The sequence below is a fragment of the Vibrio sp. 10N.261.52.C2 genome, assembly GCF_041471425.1.
GTDB classification, from domain to species: domain Bacteria; phylum Pseudomonadota; class Gammaproteobacteria; order Enterobacterales; family Vibrionaceae; genus Vibrio; species Vibrio crassostreae_C.
Map to the genome: position 1 here is coordinate 280,563 of NZ_JBFROH010000032.1, position 12,302 is coordinate 292,864.

The following is a 12,302-nucleotide window of genomic DNA, read 5'->3' on the forward strand; positions in this document are numbered from 1 at the left end:
GAAGCATCGTGATTAAGGACGTTAGAGTCAATATGGGTAAATCGCTCGTTATAGTGGAGTCGCCAGCCAAGGCTAAAACTATCAATAAATATCTTGGCAAAGACTTTGTCGTTAAGTCGAGTGTAGGTCACGTACGTGATTTACCAACGGCAGGTCAAAGTACTGGTCAAAAGGCTGCTGCAGTTTCAACCAAGGGTATGAGCCCAGAAGACAAAGCTCGTATCAAGAAAGAAAAAGATCGCAAAGCTCTTATCAAAAAGATGGGTATCAACCCGTATAAAGAGTGGGAAGCGAACTACCAAATCCTACCTGGTAAAGAGAAAGTCGTCGCTGAATTGCAAAAACTGGCTGAGAACGCAGACCATGTTTATCTCGCAACCGATTTGGACCGCGAAGGAGAAGCTATCGCATGGCACCTTCGTGAGATCATCGGTGGCGATGAAACGCGATACAAGCGAGTGGTTTTTAACGAAATCACCAAGAATGCTATTCAACAAGCTTTCGAAACTCCAGGTGAGCTAAATATTGATGGCGTAAACGCACAACAAGCACGACGTTTTATGGACCGTGTTGTTGGCTTTATGGTGTCACCTCTGCTTTGGAAAAAAGTAGCACGAGGCCTGTCCGCTGGCCGTGTTCAATCAGTAGCGGTAAAACTACTGGTAGAGCGTGAGCGCGAGATCAACGCCTTTATCCCTGAAGAGTTCTGGGATGTGCATGCTGATACTAAAACAGCAGAGAAAACCGACTTTAGACTGCAAGTTGCACAGAAAGACGGTGTTGCGTTTAAACCTGAAAATGAAGCGCAAACACAAGCTGCTGTTAGCGTTTTAGAAAAAGCGCAATACGAAGTATGTAAACGTGAAGACCGCCCAACAAAGAGTAAGCCGTCTGCACCTTACATCACGTCGACGCTGCAACAAGCGGCGAGTACGCGTCTTGGTTATGGCGTAAAGAAAACCATGATGCTGGCTCAACGCCTGTATGAAGCGGGTTACATCACTTATATGCGTACTGACTCAACCAACTTGAGTTCAGAAGCTGTAGAAGCCGCTCGTGAATACATTGGTTCTGAGTACGGCGCGCAATACCTTCCACCTAAAGCACTTGCATACGGCAGCAAAGAGGGCGCTCAAGAGGCCCACGAAGCGATTCGTCCTTCAAGTGTAGATGTTAAGTCGGAAGATCTAAACGGCGTAGACGCAGACGCACACAAGCTTTACTCGCTAATTTGGAATCAATTCGTAGCGTGTCAAATGACGCCAGCTCAATACGATTCAACGACAGTAAGCGTTAAAGCAGATGAGTACACGTTGAAAGCGAAAGGTCGTATCCTTAAATTTGATGGTTGGACTCGTGTTCAGCGTCCAATGGGCAAGAACGAAGATACGATCCTTCCAGCAGTACAGATCGGCGATAAGCTTGATCTGATTGCGCTAGACCCTAAACAGCACTTCACTAAGCCACCGGCTCGTTTCACTGAAGCGGCGCTAGTTAAAGAGCTTGAGAAGCGTGGTATTGGTCGTCCTTCAACATACGCATCAATCATCTCAACGATTCAAGATCGCGGTTATGTAAAAGTTGAACAGCGTCGTTTCTATGCTGAGAAGATGGGTGAAATTGTTACTGACCGTCTAGATGGCAGCTTCAATGACCTAATGAACTACGACTTCACTGCTCGTATGGAGCAGAAGTTGGACCAAATCGCAGAAGGCGAAGCAAGCTGGAAAGGCGTGCTAGATAACTTCTTCGAAGACTTTACTGGCGATTTGGAAAAAGCAGACTTAGACGAAGATGCGGGTGGCATGAAGCCAAACCACATCGTAGAAACTGATATCGAGTGTCCGACTTGTAGCCGTAAAATGGGTATTCGTACTGCTTCGACAGGCGTATTCCTTGGCTGTTCTGGCTATGCACTTCCACCAAAAGAGCGTTGTAAGACAACAATCAACCTTGGTGATGAAGAAGGCATTATCAACGTGCTTGAAGAAGACGTTGAAACAGCAGCACTTCGAGCTAAAAAGCGTTGTCCTATTTGTGAAACGGCAATGGATGCCTATCTAATCGATGATAAGCGTAAGATGCACGTATGTGGTAACAACCCGAACTGTGAAGGTTATGTGGTTGAGCACGGCGAATTTAAAGTGAAAGGCTACGATGGTCCACTTGTTGAGTGTGACAAGTGTGGTTCTGACATGGTTCTGAAGAACGGTCGTTTTGGTAAATACATGGACTGTACGAGTGAAGATTGTAAGAACACTCGTAAGATTCTGAAAAATGGCGAAGTTGCGCCACCAAAAGAAGACCCGGTGCATTTCCCTGAACTTCCGTGTGAAAATTCAGACGCGTACTTTGTTCTTCGTGATGGTGCTTCTGGTCTATTTATGGCTGCGAGCAACTTCCCTAAATCACGTGAAACACGTGCACCATTAGTGGAAGAGCTGGTTCGTTTTAAAGACCGTATCTCACCTAAGTTCCAATACCTAGCATCAGCGCCAGTTGCTGACCCTGATGGTAAGCCGACAGTGGTTCGTTTTAGTCGTAAGACCAAAGAAAACTACGTGCGTACTGAAGTAGATGGAAAACCGTCCGGTTGGACTGCGTTGTACATCGACGGTAAGTGGGAAGTTACGGATAAGCGTAAAAAGCCTAAAGAGAAATAACTGAACGTTATTGATGAAAAAGCAGCCTAATGGCTGCTTTTTTTTGATCTCAATATGACTAAATATGCAACTTGTTGACCTGGTGTTTCGTCTGCGAGAATTTATTAAATTCACATCGCAAAATAAATAATGCCAATTAATCAGGTTTTCTTATGCAACTTTAACGAGAATGTAACTTAATTAAAATATTGTAACTCACAGATCAGCGTTTAGTTGTATACCTGATGTGTGTCGGGTGTTAATGTAATGTTTCGTCTGTACGGTGTAATGTGAGCTGCTTTAAGTCTTGGGAAAGCAATCAGCTTACGTACCACAGAATGGCGTATTAAAAATTGAATTCGGCCGAAAAGTCGATAACGTATATAAAACCAAGTGCAAAGAATAGTGCACACATAACAACGTTTGGCTTAGGATATTGTCACTGTATGTGAATGGATATTCGCTAAATACCGAAATAAGTGTTGGTGCTCATCCCCCAGAGGAAGATACCTCTACGAGTACTAACATCGACAAGCTATAGATATATGGAGAATAAAATGGCTGGTGTATTGGGAATGATTCTTGCTGGTGGTGAAGGCTCTCGCTTAAGACCTTTAACTGAATCTCGCAGCAAACCCTCGGTTCCTTTCGGTGGTAGTTACCGCTTAATTGATTTCGCTTTGAACAACTTCGTTAATGCTGATCTAATGAAGATCTACGTATTAACACAATTTAAGTCACAGTCACTGTTCCACCATATGAAAAAAGGCTGGAATATCAGTGGCATAACAGACCGTTTTATCGACCCAATTCCTGCGCAAATGCGTAAAGGAAAGCGTTGGTATGAAGGCACAGCAGATGCTATCTACCAAAACATGGGCTTTATGGAGTTGGAAGAACCTGATCAAGTATGTATTTTTGGTTCAGACCATATCTATAAGATGGACATCAAACAGATGCTTGATTTCCATAAAGAGAAGAAAGCGGCTCTAACAGTATCAGCATTGCGCATGCCGCTTGCTGAAGCATCAGAATTCGGTGTTATTGAGGTTGATGCTGACGGCCGTATGATTGGCTTTGAAGAGAAACCTGCAAATCCGAAGTCGATCCCGGGCGATCCAGAATCAGCGCTCGTTTCAATGGGCAACTACGTGTTCGAAGCGAAAGAGCTTTTTGCCGAACTAACGGAAGATGCTGATAGAGAAGGTTCGACACACGATTTCGGCAAAGACATTATTCCAAACATGTTCCCACGTGGTGATGTGTTTGTTTATGATTTCAGCACCAACCGTATTACTGGTGAGAAAGAAGAAGTTTACTGGCGCGATGTAGGTACGATTGACGCGTACTGGCAAGCGCACATGGACCTTCTTAAGAAAGATGCGCCATTCTCGCTATACAACCGTAAATGGCCTCTACACACTTATTACCCGCCACTACCACCAGCTACGTTTACTGATTCGGCAAATGGTCGAATTCAGATCATTGATAGCCTTGTGTGTAGCGGTAGTTATGTACGTGGTTCGCGTATTGAAAAGAGTGTACTGGGCTTCCGCAGCAATATCGCATCAGCGTGTGATATTAGCGAAAGTATCTTACTCGGTGATGTAAAAGTGGGTGAGGGTTGTATCTTGCGCCGCGTTATCATTGATAAAGACGCAGATATCGCACCGGGTACACAGATTGGTGTAAATCTGACAGAAGACAAAAAGCATTACCACGTATCTGACGATGGTGTCGTAGTGATTTCTAAAGGAGCACGAGTTGGTTACTAAGACTCTCTCGGTACTTTTTGTAGCGTCTGAAGTTGAAGGCTTGATTAAAAGTGGTGGCTTGGCTGATGTAGCCAAGGCACTGCCGAAAGCGTTGCAAACACTCGAACAGGACGTTCGAGTGACTATCCCCGCATATAGAAACATTCCAAACATTGATTCAGCAGAAGTTATTTTATCGACTGAACTCGATCATTGGCCTCATACGGCTTATCAAGTTAAAAAACTGAGCGTAGAAGGCGTTCCGGTTTTTGGTATTGAATGTGCCAAGTATTTCGACCGCCCGGAAATGTACGCAGAAAACAATCAAGCTTATGCTGATAACGGAGAGCGCTTCTCGTTCTTTAGTGCAGCCTGTCTTGATATGCTTCCTAAGCTTGGTTTCCAACCGGATATCATTCATGCAAATGACTGGCATACTGGTTTCGTTCCTTTCTTGCTTAAATCGCGTTATCAACAACACGATTTCTTTGAAAATACGCGCAGTGTTATTTCGATTCACAATGCGGTTTTCAAAGGTGTGTTCGCATACGATGAACTTCAATTCCTGCCAGAGATGCACAGTTACCATGCGCCTGAAGCTTCAGTGAGTGACACTCATGTCACTATGCTAAGAGCTGGAGTGATGTGTGCGGATAAAGTGAACGCAGTAAGTCCTACCTATGCAGAAGAGTTGAAAACGGAATTAGGTAGCCACGGTATGGCTGCAGAATTCCAACACAGATCTGCTGATCTGTTCGGCATTTTGAATGGGTGTGATTATGGGGCTTGGAATCCGGAAACTGATGCTTTCCTTCCTCGTAAATACAAAGCGACCAAGCACAGCATGGCTCGCGGAAAATCAGCTTGTAAGCAAAAACTGCAACAAGATGTAGGTTTACCCGTTGCCGATTGCGCGGTTTATGGCATGGTTTGTCGCTTGACGAATCAAAAAGGTGTTCATTACTTACTGCCTATCATCGAACAGTTTTTGAAAAATGATCTTCAGATCGTGATTGTCGGTACTGGCGATCCGGTTTTGGCGAGTCAATTGAAAGAGCTATCAGCGCTTCACTCAGATAAGTTCTCGTTCGTAGAAGCGTACAATAATGAACTTGCGCACTTGGTTGAAGCAGGCTCTGATTTCTTCTTGATGCCTTCGGAATTTGAACCGTGTGGCTTAAACCAAATCTACAGCATGGCTTACGGTACTTTGCCGATTGTTCGTTCTGTGGGAGGTTTAAAAGACAGTGTGAATGATTACGATGAAGATCCTGAAGTCGCGACTGGGTTTGCTTTTGAAGAGCCAACACCGCAAGCGTTATTGGCTGTGTTACATCGTTCATTACTGCTTTACGCACAAAACCCATCTGAAATTAAGCGTGTTCAGCTTTATGCGATGCAGCAAGATTTTAGTTGGGAAGATGCGGCTAAAGAATACCTAGCTATGTATCATTCAGCATTTTAACTTGTTGACTTAGCTTTAAAGTTAGCTGGCGAGCAACTGCCGCTCTTACTAAATGAAGGCGCTCTAATTGTAGAGTGCCTTTTGGTTTCCTGGTCAGAGCACATCACGTTTACGAAGACAAAGCTTGCAAACTCATTTTAGTCAGGTAGAAAAGGTGAGATAGGTATTCACATGACTAATGATAGATTTGACACTATTATCACTTAAAGTTCTTAATAGCGTGGTATCCTTAGTCATCGCCTCGTGATGAGGCATAGCTCCATTCCAATAATTAAAGCGATAGGTATGTCTGAGAGTTTACTATTTCATAAAACATTTACTCACCCTACGAGCGATGAGTGGGTTGTATTTGTGCATGGCGCAGGAGGCAGTTCCTCCATCTGGTTCAAGCAGATCAAAGCGTATAAACAGCATTTCAACTTACTTCTCATTGATCTGAGAGGGCACGGTAAATCAGACAATATACTTAAAGGGCTGATTTCGAATCGTTATACGTTCAAATCGGTGACGCTTGATATTCTTAAAGTGTTAGACCATCTTAAGATCCGTTCTGCACATTTCGTTGGCATGTCTTTGGGCACGATTATTGTGCGTAACGTTGCCGAACTGGCGGCTGGCCGTGTACGTTCAATGGTACTGGGTGGCGCTGTCACCAAGCTAAACACTCGCTCTCAAGTGTTAATCAAGTTGGGTAACCTCAGCAAGCACATCATTCCTTACATGTGGTTATACAGCCTTTTTGCTTATGTTGTGATGCCACAAAAAAGCCAAAAAGAGTCTCGTCACCTTTTTATCCGCGAAGCCAAAAAACTGTGCCAGAAAGAATTTAAACGCTGGTTTATCTTAACGGCTGATGTAAACCCCTTGATGAAATATTTTAAAGATAGAGAGCTACCAATACCGACTCTTTATTTGATGGGTGAACGTGACTACATGTTTATTAAGCCTGTAAAAGAAATGGTTGCAGCGCATGAATCGAGTGAGCTAGTAGAAATCCCGAATTGTGGACACGTGTGTAACGTGGAAAACCCTGAAGAGTTTAATCAGCGTTCGATTGCGTTTATTCAAAAACAAATTCAGTGATTTTCTAGGCGTGAAATCAAAGATGATGAGTTAATCGAATTGAAATAAAAACGGGAAGCTAACTTTAGCTTCCCGTTTTTAATTGGAGGAGGTATCTGACCGAATCGTTCTATCAGGTCACTGAAACCCTGCTATTCAGGTGAGGCAGCACCGCACTGCCAGCAAGAGCCGAATTGCGCTTCGTTGACTTCATGACACTCACCACAACGCCACTCTTCATAGATGATCGAATCTTGCTGCTTTTGGTAGTCATTGACGAGCATGCGAGCTTTACTGGCCAATTCTGGCTCATATAACCATACGTAAGGGTCAGTTTCTTCAGTGAATGGGATTTCCCCCTTTAATCCGAACAACCCCTCACCACGGACTTCACAGGCAATATTCTCGCTTTCTAACAATCCACAGATGATATGAGCTTCTGTCGGATTCGATGCACTGAAGATTTTCATTGAAATAGAACCTTATTCGGCTATCTGTGTTGTTTAGATATTATAAACTATTCTGCTATATACATTATTCAGCTACGGGTGCTGAGCGAAACTTACCCATCAACCATTTAGCCACTATTGGGAATATCCCCAATAATGCAAATGACAATAGTACTGAAGGGGAGACGATGCCCGAAAGTGAATCAATTTCTGCGAGCTGAGTACCAGCATTTAAGAAAACCGCCGTCCCCGGTAACATCCCGATTTGACTCGTAATGTAGTAACGACTCACTGACATCGGTGTTAGACCCATCAATAGGTTGATAAGGAAAAATGGGAATACAGGAATCAGACGCAGAGAAAACAGGTAAAATGCGCCGTCTTTTTCAACCCCCTTGTTAATCGTCGCCAATTTGTCACCAAACTTGGTTTGAATCCAGTCACGCAACAGGTAACGGCTACTTAAGAAAGCTAAGGTCGCACCGATCGCACTTGCGAAAGATACCAGTAGCAAGCTGTTCCAGAAGCCAAATAGCGCGGCCCCTAATAAGGTTACAACAGCGGCACCAGGAATGGAGAAAGCTGTAATCATGACATACGCGACAAAATAGATAGCGGCAGCCGCAATAAAGTTGCTGTCAATGTAGTCATTTAACACAGCTTGTTGGGCCTTAGCATTTTCAAGCGTTAAGTACTGGCCGAAATTGATGCCTAACAAGACGATGGTTACGACCAACACAATACCCAATATCATTTTCTTACTCATTGATACTTCCTCTAAATTTTCAATGCATACCGATAGTATAGATAGACAGGCAAAGCATAGATTAACTTTCACCAGATATAAAAAAAGCCGCAGTAAATGCGGCTTAGTTATGTATATAGATTGCACTGACAATGTTAATTGACGCGATTGATAAGCTCTTCGCGACGCTGCTGCGGTATAACAGACCAATGTGTACCATTAATCGCGCCTTCTAGCGCCCAAAGTAGTTCAATACTGACAGAAGACGCATGCGATTCTTTGATGGCGTTAAATGCGTTTACAGAGCCAGATTCATATAAACGTTCTACAGAATCGATCCCTGCCTTTTTCAACATACGCTCGGTAGCGAGTCGAAGATTAGGCAGATCTTTGAGTCGGGTCGGCTTAGCAGAAGACTGCTCAGCTTTTTCTTCTTTAGCAAAACCTAGAGACGTGGTTGCAAGCTGCAAGATTTTCTCTTGGTCTTGCCAGAGGCCTTCAGGTAAAGCGAAATATTTAGTAACGACAGGGAAACCACGTTTTTTGTAGACGTACGGTTGAAACCCTTGTTGTTCGAATTGTTTCGTTGTGCCTTTGTCTGCGCGTATGTGCAACTGGTCATTTACAACCAGAGCAAACATAGTGTCATCAGCAAAAAGACCGAAGCCACCAAACATTGAGCGTGATTTTATTTTTCCTAGGGACTCAAATAACTTCATCGAGTCCTTTAGTATCGGTTTATCCATGTTATTTATCTCGGTGTATTTGAACTACGCCACCAAATAAGCAGGTCCGAGAGATTAGCAAAATGTTGCAATTAAATTGTCAATTAGCCGTAAATTACTAAATTATTAGTAGTTACTGCATTTTGCCATCGGTAACCCCGCTACCATACCAACGAGTGGTTTAGGCCGGAAGCTTTGCGTCTCACTCTTTCAAGTGATTTGCCCTGTGCGTGACTGATTGAATAGAATAAAGTTTTTGTTGAATGAGGCTCACACTTGTTATTTCAAAATGTGATATTGCTTCAATTAATGATCTTTCCAGTATGATACCAGGTTCATTTATGTTGTTGATAAAAAAAGCGCACCTAAAGGTGCGCTTGATGAAATTAAACTCGAATTATCAATTAATTTAACGTCTTAACTGTACTTCGTTCAACAATTTCAGGGTGCATTTCGAAGACGCGTTTTTCGTGGTCTTTGTCTTTGATGCGCTCCAATAGAATTTCGAATGCATTCTTACCAACACGACGTTTTGGTTGGTGAACTGTCGTTAACGGAGGAGAGAAGTATTCAGCGAGTTCGATGTTGTCGTAACCGATCACTGAGATATCTTCAGGAATGCGGATGCCTTTTTCTTGCAGTCGGCTCATTAAGCCGAGTGCCATTGTGTCGTTAAAGCAGAATACCGCCGTTGGACGATCTTCCATCTCAACGATTTGTTCTGCAGCAAGAACAGCCGTATCACACTCGAAGTTGCCTTCGATGATCATATTGTCATCGGCAGAAATTTTAGCTTCGTTAAGTGCGCGCTTGTAACCGGCAATACGTTCAACACATGCTGCTTTGTCTAAGTGGCCACTTAAACATGCAATCTTAGAGTGACCGCGTTCAATAAGGTATTTGGTCGCTAGGTAGCCACCTTCTTCAGAGTTATCGATGATCTTATCAGCTTGAGAACTCTCTGGGCCCCAGTCCATAATAACTTTAGGGATGTCAGCGTGACGGTCTAACATCTCTCTTAGTTCTTCAGTTAGGTCAGAACACATAACTAAGATGCCATCTACACGTTTCTCTGCAAGCATTCGAATGTAGTCACGTTGCTTCTCATAGATACCGCCCGTATTACACAGGATCAAAGTGTAACCTTGACGGTAGCAGTAGCTCTCAACACCATCGATAACTTCAGAGAAGAATAGATTAGTTGATTGAGTCACTAGCATGCCGATGGTGCGTGTTGTATTACACTTCAAGCTACGAGCAACAGCACTTGGTGCATAGTTCAGTTCATCTACGGCTTTGTTTACTTTTTCTTGCGTTGCTTCTGCAACAAAGCGAGTTTTATTGATTACGTGAGAAACGGTTGTTGTTGATACGCCGGCTAAGCGAGCGACATCTTTTATAGTGGCCATGGTTTTATCCTATTAGAAGCTACTTTCCCAAAGTACGGAATAAAGTAGCCGTTAAGCTACCTAACTAAGAGCTTAAATTTGTAGGGCTCTTTGGGTATTAAAAGTGCTAAAAAACAAAAAACCGCTATTGAGCGGCTTGTCTTAACACCGAAATGCTCAAAACTATAATAAGCATAGCATTTCGTGAATGTTTCATATTTTATCGTTTGCGGTCACAATTTTAGACTGACTAGAAATTACTCGCAATAAAATTCACCCGGAAATCCGGGTGAATTGTCACATTCTTCTGAATTTATTTAACGAGTCATCCAATAAGCTATTCACCAGCTAAATATTGAGTGTCTAATTGACAGAATGCGAGTAGCAACGATGAGACGGAGGCGTAGAAACCGAATTCATCAACGTCATGACATTTCACGTTGAACTTTGGTAACCAAGTCAGCAGTTGTTGTTCGATAAACTGCTGTTGAGCGGCAAATGAATTCTCTAGTTCTTCTTCAATATTCGTTTCGTTTGAACGAATGATCAAGTTACCAAGGAAATCGAGTTCGATAGCAATGTGGTCTGCTGGCTCTTTTAGATCTTGGTTCACAACTAAGTTGTGCTTAGCCATGATCTCTTCCATATCTTTTGCTGGCTTATCATTCAAAAGGCCAGTTTCGCCGATATACATTGAAGCGTAAGGAAGAGCGCCGTGCTTATCTGTCTTTAAGAAAAGATCGCAAAAGTCTGCAGACAGTTCTAGCTGAGCATCTTCACGAGTTTGTAGGCGGTTCAGCGCATCCACTAACTTATCAATCGCTGGCTTTAGTGTCTCATTTTCGCCTAAACCAGTTAGGAAAGAACGAATTTCAACAGAGTGGTAGTGATCGAGTTCTTCTTGAGTGAGCTCTTTGGCAAATAAGCTTGATAGCCACCAGTATATTTCTGCTCTTTGCTCGTTGAACGCTTTCGTATCTTTCATTTGTTAGATCCTGACTTAGTCTTGTGATGTTGCTTATATGCATCTTGAAGTCACTTGGGCATAAGCACACCAAGGCTGAATAACAAGGTTATTTGCGAAACGCAAAGTTACTCGTTAGTAGTAATGCCTATATTGAATTGCGATGGACGATAAATAGCAAGGTTTAAGATTGTCTTGTATCAAAAAAAATCCATGTTTCTGGCTTTTATCTTCTGTACCACTAGAATTGTTACTAGTTATGAATAGAATAGTCACTGAAACTATTAAATAAGAAAAGTGGTGTAGATGAGCTATCACGTATTAGTCGTAGAAGATGATGTGGTAACCCGCAGTAAACTGGTTGGATACTTCCAGAACGAGGGTTACACAGTGAGCGAAGCAGAAAGCGGCGCTCAAATGAGAAACGTGTTAGAAGAAAACAACGTTGACCTCATTATGCTGGACATCAACTTACCAGGCGAAGATGGATTGATGCTAACTCGCGAATTACGCAGTCAATCAGACATTGGAATTATTTTAGTTACTGGACGCACGGATAGCATCGACAAGATCGTAGGCCTTGAAATGGGCGCTGACGATTACGTTACTAAACCCTTCGAACTTCGCGAGTTATTAGTTCGAGTTAAAAACCTACTTTGGCGTATCTCTGCTGCTCGTAAAACAGCAGCGGGCGCTGTAGAAGAAACATCAGATGAGTCTGTGGTTCGTTTTGGTGAGTGGACATTTGATATCCCTCGTCGTGCGTTAAGCAAGAACGGCGAACCAGTGAAACTGACCAAAGCAGAATACGAACTGCTAGTGGCTTTGTCTTCTTACCCTAATCAAGTATTAAGCCGCGAACGTATTTTGAATATGATTAGCCACCGAGTGGACGCGCCTAATGACCGTACTATCGACGTATTGATTCGTCGTATGCGTGCAAAAATGGAGTTTGATCCTAAGAACCCACAAATTTTTGTGACGGTTCACGGTGAAGGTTATATGTTCGCTGGTGATTGATTTCCTTCGGAAGTGATTAATCAACAACGACATTTAAACGTAAAAAGCCGAGACACCATTGATGTCTCGGCTTTTTTATGGTTCATCG

10 protein-coding genes and 1 riboswitch are annotated in these 12,302 nt (G+C 43.0%); of the genes, 5 read left to right on the forward strand and 5 right to left on the reverse strand.

The genetic code is table 11. The annotated features are described in order from the left end of the window. Positions 1-32 precede the first annotated feature (32 nt). The 4 genes from topA (at position 33) to AB4307_RS13705 (ending at position 6,944) form a co-directional block, all read left to right on the forward strand. Positions 33-2,663: a type I DNA topoisomerase gene (gene topA, locus AB4307_RS13690; RefSeq protein WP_017067846.1), complete on the forward strand. Its 2,631-nt coding sequence runs from the start codon at positions 33-35 to the stop codon at positions 2,661-2,663. Between the two features lie 524 nt (positions 2,664-3,187). Beyond that, a complete protein-coding gene (glgC, locus tag AB4307_RS13695; protein WP_080582251.1) occupies positions 3,188-4,417 on the forward strand; it encodes a glucose-1-phosphate adenylyltransferase in 1,230 nt (409 codons plus the stop codon). Next, positions 4,407-5,861: a glycogen synthase GlgA gene (glgA, locus tag AB4307_RS13700; protein WP_017067845.1), complete on the forward strand. Its 1,455-nt coding sequence runs from the start codon at positions 4,407-4,409 to the stop codon at positions 5,859-5,861. Before glgC ends, glgA begins: the two co-directional genes overlap by 11 nt. Positions 5,862-6,146: 285 nt before the next feature. Next, positions 6,147-6,944, forward strand: coding sequence for an alpha/beta fold hydrolase (locus AB4307_RS13705; protein WP_017062100.1), 798 nt, complete (start codon positions 6,147-6,149; stop codon positions 6,942-6,944). A gap of 131 nt (positions 6,945-7,075) precedes the next feature. On the opposite strand, the gene AB4307_RS13710 is transcribed toward AB4307_RS13705, so the two are convergent. The 5 genes from AB4307_RS13710 to torD all read right to left on the reverse strand — a co-directional run bounded on the left by AB4307_RS13710 (position 7,076) and on the right by torD (position 11,215). Further along, positions 7,076-7,393, reverse strand: a complete 318-nt coding sequence (locus AB4307_RS13710; protein ID WP_017062099.1) for a putative signal transducing protein — start codon at positions 7,391-7,393, stop codon at positions 7,076-7,078. A 64-nt stretch (positions 7,394-7,457) separates the two neighbouring features. Beyond that, entirely contained in the window at positions 7,458-8,138 is a 681-nt protein-coding gene (locus AB4307_RS13715) for a TVP38/TMEM64 family protein (RefSeq protein WP_017072239.1), read from the reverse strand. Between the two features lie 134 nt (positions 8,139-8,272). Next, positions 8,273-8,863 (reverse strand): TfoX/Sxy family DNA transformation protein, encoded by a 591-nt coding sequence (locus tag AB4307_RS13720; RefSeq protein ID WP_019820997.1) that lies wholly within the window; start codon positions 8,861-8,863, stop codon positions 8,273-8,275. 127 nt (positions 8,864-8,990) lie between these two features. Then, positions 8,991-9,076: riboswitch (cyclic di-GMP riboswitch) on the reverse strand. Positions 9,077-9,246: 170 nt separating this feature from the next. Then, a complete protein-coding gene (gene purR, locus AB4307_RS13725) occupies positions 9,247-10,251 on the reverse strand; it encodes an HTH-type transcriptional repressor PurR (protein ID WP_017063507.1) in 1,005 nt (334 codons plus the stop codon). Positions 10,252-10,567: 316 nt separating this feature from the next. Continuing rightward, positions 10,568-11,215 (reverse strand): molecular chaperone TorD, encoded by a 648-nt coding sequence (gene torD / locus AB4307_RS13730; RefSeq protein WP_017062095.1) that lies wholly within the window; start codon positions 11,213-11,215, stop codon positions 10,568-10,570. 285 nt (positions 11,216-11,500) lie between these two features. On the opposite strand from torD, the gene torR reads away from it, so the two are divergent. After that, positions 11,501-12,214: a two-component system response regulator TorR gene (gene torR / locus AB4307_RS13735; RefSeq protein ID WP_017067841.1), complete on the forward strand. Its 714-nt coding sequence runs from the start codon at positions 11,501-11,503 to the stop codon at positions 12,212-12,214. Positions 12,215-12,302 lie beyond the last annotated feature (88 nt).

Excerpts from the sequence above, each read along its gene's own strand:
- AB4307_RS13710 (WP_017062099.1), bottom strand. The coding sequence starts at position 7,393 with ATGAAAATCTTCAGTGCATCGAATCCGACAGAAGCTCATATCATCTGT.
- AB4307_RS13705 (WP_017062100.1), top strand. The coding sequence starts at position 6,147 with ATGTCTGAGAGTTTACTATTTCATAAAACATTTACTCACCCTACGAGC.
- purR (WP_017063507.1), bottom strand. The coding sequence starts at position 10,251 with ATGGCCACTATAAAAGATGTCGCTCGCTTAGCCGGCGTATCAACAACA.
- AB4307_RS13720 (WP_019820997.1), bottom strand. The coding sequence starts at position 8,863 with ATGGATAAACCGATACTAAAGGACTCGATGAAGTTATTTGAGTCCCTA.
- AB4307_RS13715 (WP_017072239.1), bottom strand. The coding sequence starts at position 8,138 with ATGAGTAAGAAAATGATATTGGGTATTGTGTTGGTCGTAACCATCGTC.
- glgC (WP_080582251.1), top strand. The coding sequence starts at position 3,188 with ATGGAGAATAAAATGGCTGGTGTATTGGGAATGATTCTTGCTGGTGGT.
- torD (WP_017062095.1), bottom strand. The coding sequence starts at position 11,215 with ATGAAAGATACGAAAGCGTTCAACGAGCAAAGAGCAGAAATATACTGG.
- torR (WP_017067841.1), top strand. The coding sequence starts at position 11,501 with ATGAGCTATCACGTATTAGTCGTAGAAGATGATGTGGTAACCCGCAGT.
- topA (WP_017067846.1), top strand. The coding sequence starts at position 33 with ATGGGTAAATCGCTCGTTATAGTGGAGTCGCCAGCCAAGGCTAAAACT.